At 59.9% G+C, this 18,238-nt stretch carries 14 protein-coding genes; 1 reads left to right on the top strand and 13 read right to left on the bottom strand.

Going from position 1 to position 18,238, the window contains the following annotated elements; all coding sequences use genetic code 11:
• Positions 1–216 precede the first annotated feature (216 nt).
• The 5 genes from ftsZ to aqpZ form a co-directional block, all read right to left on the bottom strand.
• The gene (gene ftsZ, locus ACYJRZ_RS03185) at positions 217–1,950 is read right to left on the bottom strand and encodes a cell division protein FtsZ (RefSeq protein ID WP_459456000.1); all 1,734 of its coding nucleotides are present in this window, start codon (positions 1,948–1,950) and stop codon (positions 217–219) included.
• 102 nt (positions 1,951–2,052) lie between these two features.
• The gene (gene ftsA / locus ACYJRZ_RS03180; RefSeq protein WP_459455998.1) at positions 2,053–3,384 is read right to left on the bottom strand and encodes a cell division protein FtsA; all 1,332 of its coding nucleotides are present in this window, start codon (positions 3,382–3,384) and stop codon (positions 2,053–2,055) included.
• Positions 3,381–4,313 (bottom strand): cell division protein FtsQ/DivIB, encoded by a 933-nt coding sequence (locus ACYJRZ_RS03175; protein WP_459455996.1) that lies wholly within the window; start codon positions 4,311–4,313, stop codon positions 3,381–3,383. The genes ftsA and ACYJRZ_RS03175 overlap by 4 nt, the downstream gene beginning before the upstream one ends.
• Positions 4,301–5,227: a D-alanine--D-alanine ligase gene (locus ACYJRZ_RS03170; protein WP_459455994.1), complete on the bottom strand. Its 927-nt coding sequence runs from the start codon at positions 5,225–5,227 to the stop codon at positions 4,301–4,303. The genes ACYJRZ_RS03175 and ACYJRZ_RS03170 overlap by 13 nt, the downstream gene beginning before the upstream one ends.
• Before the next feature lie 300 nt (positions 5,228–5,527).
• Positions 5,528–6,214 carry an aquaporin Z gene (aqpZ, locus tag ACYJRZ_RS03165; RefSeq protein ID WP_459455992.1) on the bottom strand — a complete coding sequence of 229 codons (687 nt, stop codon included), beginning with the start codon at positions 6,212–6,214 and terminating at the stop codon, positions 5,528–5,530.
• 254 nt (positions 6,215–6,468) lie between these two features.
• On the opposite strand from aqpZ, the gene ACYJRZ_RS03160 reads away from it, so the two are divergent.
• Positions 6,469–7,800, top strand: a complete 1,332-nt coding sequence (locus tag ACYJRZ_RS03160) for an MFS transporter (RefSeq protein ID WP_459455990.1) — start codon at positions 6,469–6,471, stop codon at positions 7,798–7,800.
• Positions 7,801–7,892: 92 nt separating this feature from the next.
• On the opposite strand, the gene murB is transcribed toward ACYJRZ_RS03160, so the two are convergent.
• From murB to ACYJRZ_RS03120, 8 genes are all read right to left on the bottom strand, one after another.
• Positions 7,893–8,867, bottom strand: coding sequence for a UDP-N-acetylmuramate dehydrogenase (murB, locus tag ACYJRZ_RS03155; protein WP_459455988.1), 975 nt, complete (start codon positions 8,865–8,867; stop codon positions 7,893–7,895).
• Positions 8,864–10,279 carry a UDP-N-acetylmuramate--L-alanine ligase gene (gene murC, locus ACYJRZ_RS03150; protein WP_459455986.1) on the bottom strand — a complete coding sequence of 472 codons (1,416 nt, stop codon included), beginning with the start codon at positions 10,277–10,279 and terminating at the stop codon, positions 8,864–8,866. Before murC ends, murB begins: the two co-directional genes overlap by 4 nt.
• The gene (gene murG / locus ACYJRZ_RS03145; protein ID WP_459455984.1) at positions 10,276–11,397 is read right to left on the bottom strand and encodes an undecaprenyldiphospho-muramoylpentapeptide beta-N-acetylglucosaminyltransferase; all 1,122 of its coding nucleotides are present in this window, start codon (positions 11,395–11,397) and stop codon (positions 10,276–10,278) included. Before murG ends, murC begins: the two co-directional genes overlap by 4 nt.
• Before the next feature lie 181 nt (positions 11,398–11,578).
• Positions 11,579–12,733, bottom strand: a complete 1,155-nt coding sequence (ftsW, locus tag ACYJRZ_RS03140; RefSeq protein ID WP_459455982.1) for a putative lipid II flippase FtsW — start codon at positions 12,731–12,733, stop codon at positions 11,579–11,581.
• 1 nt (position 12,734) lies between these two features.
• On the bottom strand, positions 12,735–14,147 hold the full coding sequence (gene murD / locus ACYJRZ_RS03135) for a UDP-N-acetylmuramoyl-L-alanine--D-glutamate ligase (protein WP_459455980.1): 1,413 nt from the start codon (positions 14,145–14,147) through the stop codon (positions 12,735–12,737).
• Between the two features lie 7 nt (positions 14,148–14,154).
• The gene (gene mraY, locus ACYJRZ_RS03130) at positions 14,155–15,276 is read right to left on the bottom strand and encodes a phospho-N-acetylmuramoyl-pentapeptide-transferase (RefSeq protein WP_459455978.1); all 1,122 of its coding nucleotides are present in this window, start codon (positions 15,274–15,276) and stop codon (positions 14,155–14,157) included.
• 11 nt (positions 15,277–15,287) lie between these two features.
• Positions 15,288–16,748 (bottom strand): UDP-N-acetylmuramoylalanyl-D-glutamyl-2,6-diaminopimelate--D-alanyl-D-alanine ligase, encoded by a 1,461-nt coding sequence (locus ACYJRZ_RS03125; RefSeq protein WP_459455976.1) that lies wholly within the window; start codon positions 16,746–16,748, stop codon positions 15,288–15,290.
• A complete protein-coding gene (locus ACYJRZ_RS03120) occupies positions 16,745–18,208 on the bottom strand; it encodes a UDP-N-acetylmuramoyl-L-alanyl-D-glutamate--2,6-diaminopimelate ligase (protein ID WP_459455974.1) in 1,464 nt (487 codons plus the stop codon). Before ACYJRZ_RS03120 ends, ACYJRZ_RS03125 begins: the two co-directional genes overlap by 4 nt.
• Positions 18,209–18,238: the final 30 nt, after the last annotated feature.

Below are 18,238 nucleotides of genomic sequence, written 5' to 3'. Positions count from 1 at the left end.
GAATGTGATTCAGCGGGCTTGCTTGGTATCTACATACGCGTCGAGACACCTCATTCCAAATCACTGTTTCTTTCGTTTTGTTACGAAAGCAGCCAATTGATTTCGTTGGGTAATTTTAAATAAGACAATGGTTATAAAATAAGAAAATCCGGAGCCTTTCGGCTCCGGATTTTCTCAATATGGTTAGCAACCTATTAAAGGGCTGCCTGTTGCGGCTCAGTTCGACTGGCGGCGCAGGAATGCCGGAATCTCGAGCTGATCGTCCTCATGGCTTGCCATGCGGGCCTGCGGAGCCTGGCGGCCATGATCATCGAGATTGCCACGACGCGGAGCGTAGAGGCTTGCTTCCGGCGACGGCGCACGACGCTGCTGCGGAGCGGCGTTGTTCGTCGAAGCCATCATCTCGTCGAAGGCCGGATCCTCTTCGCGGCGGCCGAGCGAATTGGTGATTCGCTTCAGAAGACCCATCGGGCCACGCTCTTCGGTCGCCTGGGCTGCGGCCGGCTGGGCGCGGTGTTCCATCTCAGCCTTAACGACCGGCGGGAAATCCTCGACCTTCGGCATGCGGACCTGCTCGGGAGCCTGGCGGATGACCGGCTGCTGCATGACCGGCGCCTGCGGCTGCGGCTGAACCGGGACCTGACGGACCGGCTGAGGCTCCGGAGCGGCCGCGAAGATGCGGCTCTGCGGACGGAAGTTATCTTCCGGCGCTGCGGCCTGCTGCATGACCGGCTGCTGCGGCGCCTGAGCCTGCCGGCTCATCTGGAATTCCAGCTCGCGCTCCAGATCGGCTTCTGCCGCACGAATGGTCTGAGCGACCGGGTCCACAGTACGAGGAGCCGGAGCGGCAGCCTGTGCGGTTTGGGCCTGCGAGACGTGGGCAGGCTGAACTGCGGCCGCTGCCGGAGCGGCGGCCGCGGAAGGACGCATAGCAGGCTTTGCAGCTGGGCGGAATTCCATGCCCCGGTCGGAAGCCTCGTTCATCGCGCGATCGATACCCGTTGCGACGACAGAAACGCGGATGATGCCTTCAAGCGATTCGTCGAAGGTGGCGCCGAGGATGATGTTGGCGTCCGGATCGACTTCTTCGCGGATGCGGGTTGCAGCTTCGTCGACTTCGAACAGGGTGAGATCGCGACCGCCGGTGATGGAGATCAGCAGGCCCTGCGCGCCCTTCATCGAGGTTTCGTCGAGCAGCGGGTTGGCAATGGCGGCTTCAGCAGCCTGCATTGCACGGCCCTGGCCGGAGGCCTCACCGGTACCCATCATAGCGCGGCCCATTTCGCGCATAACCGAACGGACGTCTGCGAAGTCGAGATTGATGAGACCTTCCTTCACCATCAGGTCGGTGATGCAGGCAACACCTGAATAGAGAACCTGGTCGGCCATCGAGAACGCGTCGGCGAAAGTCGTCTTGTCGTTGGCGATGCGAAACAGATTCTGGTTCGGAATGACGATCAGAGTGTCGACCGATTTCTGCAGTTCCTGAATGCCCTGCTCGGCGAGACGCATGCGGCGGCCGCCTTCGAAATGGAAGGGCTTCGTGACGACGCCGACGGTCAGGATGCCCTTGTTGCGAGCGGCCTGTGCGACGACGGGAGCGGCACCCGTACCCGTCCCGCCACCCATGCCGGCGGTAACGAAGCACATATGCGTGCCGTTCAGATGATCGATGATTTCATCGATGCACTCTTCAGCGGCTGCACGGCCAACTTCCGGCTGCGAACCGGCGCCGAGACCTTCCGTGACGTTGACGCCGAGCTGGATGATCCGCTCTGCCTTCGTCATCGTCAGTGCCTGAGCATCCGTGTTGGCGACGACGAAATCGACGCCCTGCAAGCCTGCCGTGATCATGTTGTTGACGGCATTGCCGCCACCGCCACCGACACCGAACACGGTGATTCGCGGCTTAAGCTCGGTGATATCTGGCTTATGCAGCTTGATAGTCATTGTACCCGTTCCTTCTCTTTATGGCCGCATCGCCACGCCGGCCAATTCACTCGATTTCACTTGCCTGACGCTTGCCCCGGAATGAACTCCGGGATCAGGCACTCAAAAACTCTCTTTCAGCCATTGGCCGACGCGGCCGATCCGGCTGTTATTGCCTCCAAACGACGAGAGCAGACCGCTGCTCGGCGCATGTGTTTCCATGTCTGCGACCTGCGGATAGATCATCAGACCGACCGCGGTCGAAAAAGCCGGCCCCTTGGCTGCCGTCGGCAAACCGGACACGCCCATCGGACGACCGATGCGGACATTGCGGGCAAGAACACGGCGCGCCACGTCGGGCAGACCGGTCAGCTGGCTCGCACCGCCCGTCAGGACGACGCGCTTGCCGACGATCGGGCTGAAGCCCGAACGCTGGATGCGATCGCGAATGAGCTCGAGGGTTTCCTCGATGCGAGCCTTGACGATGCGCGACACCAGCGCCTTCGGCACCTGCGTCGGCTGGTCACGCTCATCTTCGCCGATCGGCGGGATGGAAATCAGTTCGCGCTCTTCCGAAGAATTCGCGAGAGCGGAAGCATGAACGACCTTCAGCCGCTCCGCATCCTCGATGCGGGTCGAAAGGCCGCGGGCAAGATCGGTGGTGACATGATGGCCGCCAAGGCTGACGGCATCGGTGTGCACCAGCTTGCCCTCGGCAAAGACCGAAATCGTCGTCGTGCCGCCGCCCATGTCGATCGCAGCGCAGCCAAGCTCGACTTCATCGTCAACGAGGGCTGCAAGACCGCTGGCATAAGGTGTTGCCACCATGCCTTCGACCGATAGATGCGCACGGTTGATGCAGAGCTCCAGATTGCGAAGCGCCGCCCGCTCGGCCGTCACCACATGCATGTCGACACCAAGAGCGTCTCCGAACATCGCCAGCGGATCGCGGATGCCACGCTCGCCATCAAGGGAGTAGCCCGTCGCCAGCGAGTGCAGCACGGCACGCTCCTGACGGACCGACTGCTGGCAGGCTGCGGCCAGAACCTTCTTGAGATCGTTGGCTTCGACTTCCTGACCGCCGAGATCGATGGTCGCGGTGTAAATATCACTGCCGAGGCGACCGGCCGAAACGTTGACGATCAGGCTGTCGACGGTCAGGCCCGCCATTCGCTCGGCGGCATCGACGGCAAGCCGGACAACCCCTTCCAACGCATCGAGATCGGCGATCACGCCAGTCTTGATGCCGCGGGACCGCTGATGACCGATACCGATGATCTCGATGTTGTGAGTGCGGTTCGGAAGAACCTGGCTCTCCTCGCGCGGCGTCAGGCGGCCGATCATGCAGACGACCTTCGTCGAGCCGATGTCGAGGACCGACACGATATGCGACCGCTTTGAAGCCAGTGGCTTCAACCGAGGCAGGCCGAAATGGGACGAACCAAATAAGCTCATGTATCCTGACCTGCTTTCTTCAAAGCCTTGTTTCTTGCATCGACTGCGGCCTGGCGACGAACTGCGGCATCCGGAGTTAATTCAATGGCGGTACGGTCGTCGATCCGGAGATCGACGGCAGCGATATCCCGCTGCAAAAGATTTTGACTCTTGTCGAGCTTGGTCAGCCGCGCGAGCGCGTCATCGATATTGTCTTCCGGCAATTTGATGATCACGCCATTGTCCAAATAGAGATCCCAGCGGCGACCGGCGACACGCACGAAAGCCTTCACATGACTGCGAATTTCCGGCCACTTCGCAAACTGGTCGTCGATAGAGGCGGCCGCGGTTTCAGCATCACGACCGACGAAGAGCGGCAGCTTCGCAAACTTGTTGTCGCGCAGCGGCGCAATCACGCTGCCGTCCTTCTCGATCAGCGAAAGCTCAGAACCGTGCTGCCAGATAGCATAAGCCTTGCGTTCCTTGAGTTTCACTTCGACGGCCTTCGGATAGACCTTGCGAACCTCGACATCCTGAACCCAGGGCAGATTCGCAATCTTCTGGCGCGCCGCATCGGCATTTAGAGCAACGAGCGAGGTCGTGCCATCGAGGCCAAGCAGCTGCAGGATCTCGATCTCAGATGTCTCGTCATTACCGGAGACCTTCACATCTTCGATAGCGAAACCAGCAGCAGACGTCGTCGCTTCAGCGACAGCCTGGGTATGACCGCCGACTGACATGCCATAAAGGCCGGTCGCGGCAAGAAGAACGAAGGTCGAAACGGTACCCGTATGAGCCGGAATATTGATGCGACCCGAACCGAGGCTGACTAGGAAACGAACGGCGCGGCGCAGCGGACGCGGCAGGACGAATGCATCCTCAACCTCGTCGATGGCGAGCGGGACGCGATGACGGGACCGCCTCATATTTTTGACCGTCAGCGCAAACAAGACGCGTCCTCCACCATCCACCGGAGAAATTCACCAAAAGAGTAGCCGGCATGAGCGGCCATTTCAGGCACCAGGGAGGTAGGAGTCATGCCCGGCTGGGTATTGATCTCCAACCAGACAAGTTCGCCCTCTTCGGAAAAGCGATCGTCAAAACGGAAGTCAGATCGACTAACGCCGCGGCAGCCGATAGCTTCATGCGCCCTTAACGATAATGTTTGTATCTTTTGGTAAAGATTCGGTGAAATTTCCGCCGGCAAGACATGTTTTGAGCCACCCTTGGCGTACTTGGCGTCATAATCATAGAAGCCGTGACCGAGCGGCACGATCTCGGTCACGCCAAGGACTTTGCCATCCATGACGCCGCAAGTCAGCTCGCGCCCGTGGATATAACGCTCGACCAGAACCTCATCGCCATAGCGCCATTCGGCAGAGGTAACGATCTGCGGCGGATGCGTTTGATCTTCCTTGACGATCACGACACCGAAGCTCGAGCCCTCGCGCACAGGCTTAACGACATAGGGCGGCTTCATCGGGTGTTCGCCGACGATAGCGAAACGATCCATGACGATCGAGCTGGCAACCGGGATGCCCGCGGCAGCAGCCACCGTCTTCGCGCGCGACTTGTCCATGGCAAGAGCCGAGGCAAGCACGCCGGAATGCGTGTAGGGAATCTGCAGATATTCCAGAATGCCCTGGATGGTTCCATCTTCACCGAACGGACCATGCAGCGCATTGAACACCACATCGGCCTTCAGCTCGGCCAGGCGGCTGGCGACATCATGATCGACATCGACACGCGTAACCTGGAAGCCTTCCGCTTCGAGGGCATCGGCACATGCCTTTCCCGAGGAAAGGCTGACAGGCCTCTCCGAGGAAAATCCGCCCAAAAGGACAGCCACATGCTTGCCACCCATCAATACCCCCGACTTTACAGTCTCTGCTTTGCGTTTGCAGGGCCTCGCCTAACCGCGATTCTCGCCCCGCTTTCAATAGGCCGATTAGAACGACATTAAGGTTAATGAAGCGTTTACTTTCGTTAACTTTCCGCCGACCTGGCGAGGGCCGCGCGCTTCGAATCAAACCGAGTTAAAGAATTCTGCCATTGGAATCATGGAGTTGCTACTTTTGAAATCACTACATTTAGATTTTTTTAAACAATGAGCCCCGCATCGAGGGATCGATACGGGGCTCCTGCCTTCAAAATGAAGCCAAAATCACTCGCTGTCGTCGACCAGTTTCCAGACCAATCCGCCCAACGCTCCGCCGACGATGGGCGCGACCCAGAAGAGCCAAAGCTGCTGCAGAGCCCAACCGCCGACGAAGAGCGCCTGTCCTGTCGAACGAGCCGGATTGACCGAGGTGTTGGTGATCGGGATCGAGATCAGATGAATCAGCGTCAGCGCCAGGCCGATGGCGATCGGCGCGAAGCCGGCCGGCACCTTGCTGCTCGTCGAGCCCAGAATCACGACCAGGAAAAACAGCGTGAGCACGATTTCTGCCACCAATGCCGACACCAGCGAATAGCCGCCGGGCGAATGCTCGCCATAGCCATTCGCCGCAAAGCCGCCGAGCTGAAAGTCAGCCTTTCCGCTTGCGATCAGATAGAGCACCGCCGCAGCGACGACCGCGCCGATCACCTGCGCAATGATATAGGGAATAAGCTGCCCGCCGGGAAAGCGGCCAGCCACCGTCAGCCCTACCGAAACGGCCGGATTGAAATGCCCTCCTGATACGCCGCCGACGGCAAAAGCCATCGTCAGCACGGTCAGACCGAACGCAAAGGCAACGCCTAGAAAACCGATACCGAGGCTCGGAAAGGCTGCTGCGAAAATCGCACTACCGCAGCCACCGAAAACGAGCCAAAACGTCCCAAGAAACTCAGCGATGAGTTTTTTCTGCATGAAACCTTCTCCTCAGCCCGCAATCCAACCGAGAATCGACCATTGGTGAAAAAGATTCCGGTAAGGACTCGCCGGAGCACGCCTCTCCAACAACAAACGCCCGCCTGATTGCTCACGAATCAACAATTACGTCAAAATAATAGCACGCAACCGCTGATTTCTTGCGCAGTTAACGTTTGCGTTGAACAAAAATTACGCTAAGGACAATTTTTATCCGCTAAGCGTGCCTTAGCATCCTCTGAAATGGTGGGAACATGACTGACGCGATATCTCCTTTATCGCCGACCCCCTCGTCATCGAACAATGCTGTTGCGAATTCCCCGGCACGTGTTCTGATCGCGAGCCTCATCGGCACAACGATCGAATTTTTCGATTTCTATGTTTATGCAACGGCGGCGGTTATCGTCTTCCCGAAGCTGTTCTTCCCGGCAAGCGATCCGACTTCGGCAACTCTGCAGTCCTTCGCGACCTTCTCCATTGCCTTCTTCGCACGCCCGATCGGCGCGATGATCTTCGGCCATTTTGGGGACCGGATCGGCCGCAAGGCGACACTGGTCGCGGCTCTGATGACCATGGGCCTCTCGACCGTCGTGATCGGCATGCTGCCGACTTATGAGTCGATCGGCGTTCTCGCACCGATTCTGCTGGCGCTCTGCCGCCTCGGCCAAGGCCTTGGGCTCGGCGGCGAATGGGGCGGCGCTGTATTGCTTGCAACGGAAAATGCACCGGAAGGCAAGCGCAGCTGGTATGCCATGTTCCCGCAGCTCGGCGCACCGATCGGCTTCATCCTTTCGGCAGGTCTGTTCCTGATTCTGCGCGAAAGCATGGCGGATGCAGATTTCCTCAACTACGGCTGGCGCGTTCCCTTCCTGATCAGCATCGTGCTGGTCGCTGTCGGTCTGTATGTCCGCCTGAAGATCACCGAAACACCGGAGTTCCAGCGCGCCATCGAGAAGGAAGAGCGCGTTTCCGTTCCGATCGCCGTCATCTTCCGCTCGCATTTCCGCAGCCTGATTCTCGGCACCATCATCGCGGTGGCGACCTTCGTGCTGTTCTATCTGATGACGGCATTCACCCTGAGCTGGGGCACCCGCCCCCCGGGCAACGGTCCGCTTCCAGCCGGCCTCGGCTATTCCCAGGGCCAGTTCCTCGTCGTTCAGCTCGTCGGCGTCGTCTTCTTCGGCCTGATGATCCCGGTCTCCGGCCTGTTGTCGGACCGCTATTCGCGCCGTCTGGTTCTTATCCTGACGACGATCGGCATCCTGATCTTCGGCCTCTTCTACTCGTCGCTGCTGACGGCCGGCCTTGCCGGTGCCTTCGCCTGCTCGATCATCGGCCTTGCCTTGATGGGCTTTACCTATGGCCCGATCGGCGCAGCTCTGGCGGCACCCTTTCCGACCAGCGTGCGCTATACCGGCGCTTCGATGACCTTCAATCTCGGCGGCATCGTCGGTGCGTCCCTCGCGCCCTACATTGCCACGTCGCTCGCGACCAATTACGGCCTCGTCTATGTCGGCTACTATCTCGCCGGCGCAGCAGCACTCTCACTGATCGGCATCCTGCTCTCAGGCAATGACGAAGTCTGAGAAAACGGGTATAACCAATTGAAAAGGCCGGGTGAAAACCCGGCCTTTTTGTTGAATCATTTTATGAAGATGGCACCGATTGCAGTCGGGACCTACTCGGTCGTCACACCCTGGAACGGGCGGACTTCCCGGCCCGGCATGAAGTTTCCGAGGCGTTTGATTTCCCACTCCAGCTTGATGCCGGATTTTTCGAAAACCTCGCGACGCACTTGCTCGCCGAGATATTCCAGATCGTAACCCGTCGCCTGCTCCATGTTGATCATGAAGTTGCAATGCAGCGACGACATCTGCGCGCCACCAATGACCAAACCGCGACAACCCGCCTCATCGATCAGCTTCCAGGCGGAGAAACCGTCCGGATTCTTGAAGGTTGAGCCGCCTGTCTTTTCACGCACGGGCTGCACCGTTTCGCGATGAGCGCGCACGGCATCCATCTCAGCGCGGATCTTGGCGCGATCCTCCGGATAGCCCTCGAAGAGGACATGCGTGAAGATCAGATCCTCAGACGCATCGGAATGGCGATAGCTGTATCCCATCTCGGCATTGGTCAGCACGTGCTTGTCGCCCTTGCGGTCGACGGCATGCACCTCAATGACGCGCTCACGGGTTTCGACACCATTGGCGCCAGCATTCATCCGCGCGGCACCACCGATGCTGCCGGGAATGCCGTAATAGAAATGGAAACCGCCGATGCTGTTGTCCATTGCCATGGCTGCGACATGCTTATCAGGGCAGATCGCACCGGCTAGGATGCGATTTTCACCGGCAAGTTCGACGGAACCGAAGCCCTTGGCCGAAAGCCTGAGGACAACGCCCGGAATACCACCATCACGTACCAATATGTTCGAACCCACGCCGACGACCGTCAGCGGCACTTCTTCCGGCAGGATCTTCAAGAACGCTATGAGATCGTCCGTATCATGCGGCTGGAACATCAGTTCCGCCAGCCCGCCCGCGCGGAACCATGTCACACGATCCATCGGGGCATCCGGCGTCAGCCGTCCCCTGATGTCCTTTACGCCGTCGCCGAGCGACGCCAGAAGCTTTTCCCCATCTACTTGTTTCATACGGACTTACCCGAGAGGCCTTCCAATTCCTTTGGCAATGATGCTGCCCAATATGTGATGCTACCAGCCCCCAACAGAACCACAAAATCACCCGGCTGCGCAATCTCTGCAACCATGACGGCAAGATCTTCCTGTGAAGGCAGATAGCGTGCATCGCGATGACCGCTGGCTTTGATGCGCGAAACCAGCGTCTGCGAATCCACGCCCTCGATCGGCTCCTCGCCGGCGGCATAGACAGGCGCCAGGAAGATGCTGTCGGCATCGTTGAAACAGGCCGCGAATTCCTCGAAGAGGCTCGAAAGGCGCGTGTAGCGGTGCGGCTGGTGAACGGCGATGATGCGGCCCTTGCAGGCTTCCCGCGCAGCCTTCAGCACCGCCTTGATTTCAACGGGGTGATGGCCGTAATCGTCGAAGACCTTGACCCCGTTCCATTCGCCGGTCAGCGTGAAGCGGCGCTTCACGCCACCGAAGGATGCAAGCCCCTTGGCGATCGCTTCGCTGGAAATCCCGAGCCGGTTGGCAACAGCAACGGCAGCCGTCGCATTGGAAATATTGTGGCGGCCTGGCATCGGCATGATGAGATCCTTGATCTGGATCACCTTGCCGGTGCGGCGTCTGCGGATCTCGATATCGAACAGCGAACGCGTGCCATCGATCCGCACATTCGAGAAGCGCACGTCGGCTTGCGGATTCTCGCCATAGGTGATGATCTTGCGGTCCTCGATGCGGCCAACCAGCGACTGCACTTCCGGATGGTCGATGCACATGACGCCGAAACCGTAGAACGGTACATTCTCCACGAACTGCCGGAAGGCGGCGCGGACAGCATCGAAATTGCCGTAATGATCGAGATGTTCGGGGTCGATATTGGTGACGACGGCAACGTCAGCCGGCAGTTTCAGGAAGGTGCCATCCGACTCGTCTGCCTCGACCACCATCCACTCGCCCTCACCCATGCGCGCATTGGTGCCATAGGCGTTGATGATACCGCCATTGATGACTGTGGGATCAAGGCCGCCGGCTTCGAGCAGCGTCGCAACGAGCGATGTCGTCGTCGTCTTGCCATGCGTGCCGCCGATGGCGATGGCGTTGCGGAAGCGCATCAACTCCGCCAGCATTTCGGCGCGGCGCACGACCGGCAGCAGCTTTTCGCGCGCGGCGACCAGCTCGGGATTGCTCTTCTTAATGGCGGTGGAGACAACGACGACTTCGGCATCGCCGAGGTTTTCAGCCTTATGACCGATATGGACTGGAATGCCCTTGTCGCGCAGCCTCTGCACGTTAGCGCTTTCCGATTGATCGGAACCCTGCACGCGATGGCCGAGGTTATGCAGAACCTCGGCAATGCCGCTCATCCCGATGCCACCGATACCGATAAAATGCACAAGGCCGATTGCCTTCGGCAGCTTCATGCGCCTGCCCCCTTGAATTGCTGAATTGAACGTCCCGCGGCAATAGCCTCAACCATGTCGGCAAGCAAGTTTGCCGCATCCGGCTTGCCCGCCTGCTTGGCTGATGCAGCCATCTTTGCAAGCTTTTCCGGCATGGTCATGGCGCCGCGCAGGATGGTGGAAAGTTTCTCCGGCGTCAGCTCCGACTGCGCGATAACCTTGACACCACCGGTTGCTGCGAGCGCAGCCGCATTGGCTGCCTGATCGTGATCGAGCGCATGCGGATAGGGAACCAGGATCGCCGGGCGCCCGATGACAGCAAGCTCGGAAACCGTGGAGGCACCGGAGCGGCAAAGAACCAGATGCGCAGCGCCGATGCGCTCCGCCATATCATTGAAGAACGGCGCGACATCGGCTCCCATGTCAAGCTTTCTCGTGCAGCTGTTGACCGTCTCCATATCCTCCGGGCGCACCTGCTGCGTGATCCGCAGCCGCTTGCGCAGCGGCTCCTCAAGCAGGCTGATTGCCGTAGGAACGGCCTTGGAGAAATACTGTGCCCCCTGGCTGCCGCCGAAGACGACAAGGTTGAACGGATCTTCCGGACCAGATGGCACATAAGGGCGTTTTGCGGCTTCGATGACGGCCGGACGCACGGGATTGCCCGTAGTTACCGTCTTCTCGGCAAACGCGCCATTTTCCGTAAGGAAGCCGCCGGCAATCGCACGCACGCGCGACGCCAGCATCTTGTTGGCGCGGCCCATGACGGCATTCTGCTCGTGCAGCATGGACGGCACGCCCATGCGTGTGGCGGCCAGAAGCGGCGGAACGGTCGGATAGCCGCCGAAGCCGACGACGCAGACGGGCTTGATGCGCTGGATCAGCTTGCGCGCCGCGCGCATGCCGGTCCACAGCGTCCAGAGGGATTGCGCGACCTTTACGGGGTTTTTCGAACCGATCGTTGCCGAGGACACGACATGGATCTCGTCTGCCGGGAATTTGCCGGCATAGCGTTCGGCACGGCTGTCGGTGACGAGGTGCACGGAATAGCCGCGCTCCCTCAGCTTGTAGGCCAGTGCTTCGGCCGGAAATACGTGACCGCCGGTACCGCCGGCGGCAAGAAGGACAATGCCTTTACTCATGATTTTCGCTCCCGCGAATACCCCACTACTCGGGGCATCTCTCTAATATAGGAAGCCGCCCCGACCGCGTCATCGGCGCGGGCCAAGCCCCCCTCATAGACCGGCGCTTCGGGAAAAGCGACCGGAGAATAAAGGGCAGGCAGGAGAGATGAAGAGCAGATGGCCGGTAGTACCAAGACGATCACTCCGCGGGCAAACCGTGCGTGACGCGGAACATGGTCCGATCCTGCGCGCGCTTTTCCGGCCTGTGACGCGTCAGCGCCAAGATGAAGCCTGCCGTCACGCAGATCGCTGTCATCGACGAACCGCCGTAGGAAATCAGCGGCAACGTCATGCCCTTTGCCGGCAGCAGCTGCAGGTTCACGCCGATATTGATGATCGACTGGATGCCGATCTGCAGCACGAGGCCGGCGACGGCAAACCGGTTGAAATCGTTCTTCTCTTTGTATGCATGCGACAGGCCGCGCAGCACGAGGAAGGCGAAGATCAGCACGAGCACCATGCAGAAGATGGCGCCGAATTCCTCGGCCGCGACCGAGAAGATGAAATCGGTATGGGCGTCCGGAATGATGCGCTTGACGGTGCCCTCGCCCGGACCGACACCGAACCAGGTCCCATGGACGATCGCTTCCTTGGCTGTGTCGACCTGGAACGTATCGCCCTCACCTGTCAGGAACTTGTTCACGCGCTGCGCGACGTGATCAAAAACGTAATAGGCGGTGACGAAACCGCCCGCGCCGAGGCCGCCGAGCACGATGATCCACAGCCAGGGCATGCCGGCCATGAAGAACATGCCGCCCCAGACGGCGGTCGTCAGGATCGTCTGGCCAAGGTCAGGCTGCGCGACGAGCAGGGCGACGACAATGCCGAAGAGGATGATGGCGAAAAGATTACCGGGAATCTCCGGCTGACGGGCATGCTCGGAAAATAGCCATGCGCAGACGACGACGAACGCCGGCTTCATGAATTCCGATGGCTGGATCGACAGGGCCGCGATATTGACCCAGCGCCGTGAGCCCTTGACCTCGATGCCGAAGAAAAGCGCGAAAAGCATCATCGCCAGCGATACAATCAGCAGGATGACGGCAGTCCTTCGCACCTGTCGGGGCGTCATGAAGGAAATACCGATCATCGCCGCGAGCGCCGGAACGAGGAAAAGGGCGTGGCGCTTGACGAAGTGGAACGGCTCAAGCCCGATACGCTCCGCTACCGCCGGCGAAGCCGCGAAGGACAACATGAAGCCGATGCCGATCAAGAGGATGAAAAGGGCGAGAAACACGCGGTCGATGGTCCAGAACCATTCGGCCAAGGCCCCACGTTCAACGCGGCTTACCATATCATTTGCCTCCAGTTGCTGAACCGATCAGCATGGTGACACCATCGATCGCCGCGACATGGCTGACGAAGGCGTCGCCCCTGACCTCGAAATTCTTATACTGATCGAAGCTTGCGCAGGCCGGTGACAACATCACCGCCGCAGACTCGTGCTCTTCCCTGTCAGCGTCCGCGGCAGCATGTGCCACGGCGCGTTCCAGCGTGCCGGAAATCTCGTAAGGAACCTGATCGCCAAGTGTCGCCGCAAAGGCGGGTGCCGCCTCACCGATCAGATAGGCCTTGGCGATACGGGGAAAGAGCGGCGCCAGGCTGGTGATGCCACCCTCCTTCGGCAAACCGCCCGCGATCCAGTAGATATTATCGTAGCTCGAAAGCGCGGGGGCTGCCGCATCCGCATTGGTCGCCTTGGAATCGTTGATGAAGACGACCCGCCCGCGCTTTCCCACAGGCTGCATGCGATGTTTGAGACCTGGGAAAGATTTCAGCCCGGCCCGGATCTCCTCGGCGGAAACACCGACGGCAAGGCAGGCGGCGATTGCTGCCGCCGCATTCTGCGCATTATGGCCGCCGCGTAGGGTCTGGATACCGTGGAGATCGGCGATCTCGGTTGCCGCACCATTGGATGCCTGTAGGATGCGGCTGCCTTCGGCATAGAGGCCATCCGCCAAGGCATGCCGGCGCGAAATTCGCGTGACCTTGCCGCCGGCTCGTTCGACGCGGTCGGCGATCAGGGAGGAATAGCTGTCATCGACGCCAACGACAGCAACATCGCTGCCCGCGACGAGCCGCTCCTTGATGTCAGCGTAGTGCTGCATCGTGCCATGGCGATCGAGATGATCGGGCGTCAGGTTCAGCAGAATGCCGGCGGACGGGTTGAGCGTCGGCGCCAGATCGATCTGATAGGAGGAGCATTCGACAATGTAGAAACGCCCGGACTTCGGCGGATCGAGCGTCAGCACCGCCGTACCGATATTGCCGCCGAGCTGCGTGTCACGCCCGCTCGATTGCAGGATATGGGCGATCAGCGCCGTCGTCGTCGATTTGCCGTTCGTTCCGGTGATTGCGATGAACGGGCAATCCGGCGCATGCGCCCGCCGCTCCCTCACGAAAAGCTCGACATCGCCGATGATCTCGACGCCGGCGGCATGGGCGAGATCGACGGTCCAATGCGGCTTTGGATGCGTCAGCGGCACGCCGGGCGAAAGCACGAAGACCGACAGGCTGCCCCAGTCGATCGTCCTCAAATCGGCGACCGCTATTCCCTCGGCAGCCGCCTTCGCCACGCTGTCCGGATTGTCGTCCCAGACCGTCACATCGGCGCCGCCTGCAACGAGCGCGCGCGCAGTGGCAAAGCCGGAGCCGCCGAGGCCGAAGAGAGCGACCTTCTTTCCGTTCAGCGTGGTGACGGGGATCATTCTTGCCTCACCGCAGCTTCAGGGTGGAAAGGCCGATCATCGCCAGAATGACGGCGACGATCCAGAAACGCACAACGACCTGGCTTTCCGTCCAGCCCTTCTTTTCGAAGTGGTGGTGGATGGGCGCCATCAGGAAGACGCGGCGCTTCGTCATCTTGAAGAAGCCGACCTGGATGATCACAGAAAGCGCCTCAAGCACGAAGAGACCGCCGATGATCGCCATGACGATCTCGTGCTTGGTGGCGACGGCAACGGAACCGATCATGCCGCCAAGAGCCAGCGAACCTGTATCGCCCATGAAGATTGCCGCCGGCGGCGCATTGAACCAGAGGAAGCCGAGGCCGGCGCCGATGACAGCACCAAGAACGACAGCCAGTTCACCCGTTCCGGGCACGAAATTGATCGCCAGATAGTCTGCAAAGACGAAGTTACCGGCGAGGTAGGCGATGACGCCGAAGGATGCGGCTGCGATCATGACAGGCACGATCGCCAGTCCGTCCAGACCGTCGGTCAGATTGACGGCGTTACCGGCGGCAACAATGACGAAAGCGCCAAAAAATACGAAGAACATGCCGAGATTGAGCAGCAGACTCTTGAAGAAGGGGAAGGCAATCGACGAGCCGAAGGTAGAGCCGGCGGGACCGGAGGATAGCGCCGTCGTCATCATGAAATAGACGGCAATCGCGGCAATCACGAATTCAATGCCGAGGCGGGCACGACCGGAAAAACCCTTGTCGCTCTGCTTCGTGACCTTGAGATAATCGTCATAGAAGCCAATCGCACCGAAACCGAGTGTCACAAGCAAGGTGGCGACGACATAGACATTGGCAAGATCAGCCCACAGCAGCGACGAGACGACGATGCCGGCGAGGATCATCAGGCCGCCCATGGTCGGGGTGCCGGCTTTCTTGAAATGGGTCTGCGGACCATCGGCGCGGATCGGCTGCCCTTTACCCTGACGCACACGCAGTGAGGAGATGATTCGCGGTCCGAAGAGAAAAACGATCAACGCTGACGTGAACAGGGCACCGCCGGTACGGAACGTGATGTATCTGAACAGATTGAGGAATCTGAAGTGGGTACTGAAAAAATGAATATGGTCCGACAGTTCGGCAAGCCAGATCAGCATAAGAGCCCTTTCTAAAGCCCCTGATGGGTATGGGGGCCCGTGTCGGAAAATGCGGGAAATTTGTCAAGCAAGCCCGCAATGATCTTTCCAAACCCCATTCCCAGCGACGATTTCACCATCAAGACATCGCCGGGGGCGACAGAATTGAGCGCGAATTCCGAGAGCTCCTCAGTCGTCTCGTGATATTCGACATGAACGCTTTCCGGCAGCTCATCCCTCAAAGCCGCCATCTCCGGACCAGCAAGCCAGACATGCTCGATGCCAGCCGCAAGCAGCGGCCCCGTAAGGTTGGCATGCACGCGCTGGGCATAATCCCCCATTTCCAACATATCGCCGAGCACGGCGATCCGCCTGCCAACCCGTCCACCAGGTCCCGCCTGTGGCGATGTCGTCGCCAGCAGCGCGATTGCCGCGCGCATGGAAGCAGGATTGGCGTTGTAGCTTTCGTCGATCAGCGTGAAATAGCCGTTGCCGATCGCCCGCTTGTGGCGTTGACCCCTACCCTTTTCCGGCTGCAGGTCGGCCAGCGCATCGACCGCCCGATCCAGATCGGCTTCCACGAGCATGACGGCTCCAAGCACGGCAAGCGCGTTTTCCGCAATGTGACGGCCCGGCGCGCCGAGCGCCACTTCCATGGTCTCGCCGCCGATCGTCAGCCAAAGCGTTGAATTCTCTTCCGAAGCATTGAATTCGGCGAGGCGAACATCGGCCTTCGCATGCTGGCCGAAGCTATGGATGTGCTCGATTCCGGCGGCCAGGGCAGCCTTCTCCAGCATCTCGAACTGATCATTGTCGTGATTTAGAATGGCATGACCGCCCGGCACGACGCCGTCAAATATCTCCGCCTTCGCGGCCGCGATCTCACTGATGCTGTTGAAATTGCCGAGGTGGGCCGGCGCAATCGTGGTAATGATTGCGACATGCGGCTGCACCATCTTAACGAGCGGCCTGATTTCTTCGGGATGGTTCATCCCGATCTCGAAAACACCGAAGTCGGTGTCCTCGGGCATACGCGCCAGCGTCAGCGGCACGCCCCAATGATTGTTGAACGAAGCAACCGAGGCATGCACCTTGCCCGAAGGCGTCAGCGCGCGGCGCAGCATCTCCTTGGTCGTCGTCTTGCCGACCGAACCGGTGACAGCAATGATCTTCGCCCGCGTACGCTTGCGGGCGGCGACGCCGAGCCGCGCAAGCGCTGCCAGGACGTCGTCCACGACCACCTTCGGTACGGCCAGGCTACCCATAGCCGGCAGCCGTGCCTCACTAATCACGATAAAAGCGGCGCCGTTCGCCATAGCGATATTGGCATAGTCATGGCCGTCGACGCGATCGCCCTTGATGGCGAAAAAGGCTTCACCCGGCTGGATGAAACGACTGTCTATGGAAATGCCCGTAATGCCCTCAGGCAGCGATCCGACGAAACGGCCCGAGATTGCAGCGATCAGATCCTCAGTTGTCCATAACCAGCTCAAGACTTCAAATCCTCCAATGCTTTGCGCAATTCGGCATGATCGGAGAACGGCAGCGTGACGCCACCGATCGTCTGACCTTCCTCATGCCCCTTGCCGGCAACTATCAGCGTGTCACCGGATTTAAGCAGCCCGACAGCCTTGCGGATTGCTTCGGCACGATCGCCGATCTCCGTCGCGCAAGCAGCGGCCGCCATGATTTCCGCGCGGATCGTTGCTGGATCTTCCGAGCGCGGGTTATCGTCGGTGACGATAACGACATCGGCTAGACGGCAGGCGATCTCGCCCATGATCGGACGCTTGCCGCGATCGCGATCGCCGCCACAGCCGAAGACGACGATGACACGTCCCGTCGTGAACGGCCGCACCGAATTCAGAACATTTTCAAGCGCATCCGGCTTATGGGCGTAGTCGACATAGGCAAGCGCGCCATCATGCGTATGCCCCACAAGCTCCAATCTGCCCGATGCCCCAACGAGCTTTTCGAGCGCGGCCATGGCGACCGGCGCGGCAACGCCAGTTGAAATCGCAAGACCGGCAGCGACAAGTGCATTGGCGATCTGGAAATCGCCGGCAAGCGGAATATGAACTTCGAAGATATCGTCGCCGACATGAACTTCGGCGATTTGCTTGTGGCGGAAATGCTCGACGCGCTTCAGCGTCAGGAAATCACCCTTGCGCCCGACGGTGCGGATATCCTGTCCTGCGTCGCGCGCTGCTTCGATTGCCTGGGGAGACCAGGTATCATCTGCGAAGATGACAGCCGGCGACCCCTTCGGCAACAAGTCGCGGAACAGCCGCATCTTGGCCGCCATGTAGTCCTCGACCGTCGGATGATAATCCATGTGATCGCGGCCGAGATTGGTGAACGCAGCGGCAGCAAGCTTCACTCCGTCGAGCCGGAACTGGTCGAGGCCATGGCTGGATGCTTCCATTGCCGCGTGCGTGACGCCCTCGTCCGCCAGTTCGGCCAGCAACTTGTGCAATGACACCGGATCGGGCGTCGTCAGCGCGCCATATTCGTTGCGGGTCGGTGAAACGACGCCCGTCGTGCCGATCATTGCGGACGGATGACCGGCGTGAGCCCAGATCTGGCGCGTAAAGGAGGCAACTGAAGTCTTGCCGGCCGTACCCGTCACCGCCACCATGGTTTTCGGCTGGCGTCCGTAGAAACGGGAAGCGGCGACAGCGAGGAACCGGCGCGGCTCGCCAACCTGCAGCAGCGGCACATTACCGGCATCGGCCACGTGACCCGCAACTATAACGGAAGCGCCGCGCGAAACGGCATCGGCGATGAAACTTACTCCATCCGCCTTCGTGCCAGCAACGGCAACAAAAGCCATGCCTGGCGCCACCTTACGGCTGTCGGCGGAAATCCCGCTTATCTCAAGATCGCCAAGCGCTCCGCCAATATATGTGTTGAGTTCCGGAAATTCATTTCCGGCAATATCCCGCAAGTTCATCGAATGTACTTTTCGCCTTCTCGATCAGTC

It is taken from the genome of Rhizobium sp. No.120 (genome assembly GCF_054558365.1).
This window is presented reverse-complemented; position numbering and strand designations above follow the sequence as displayed.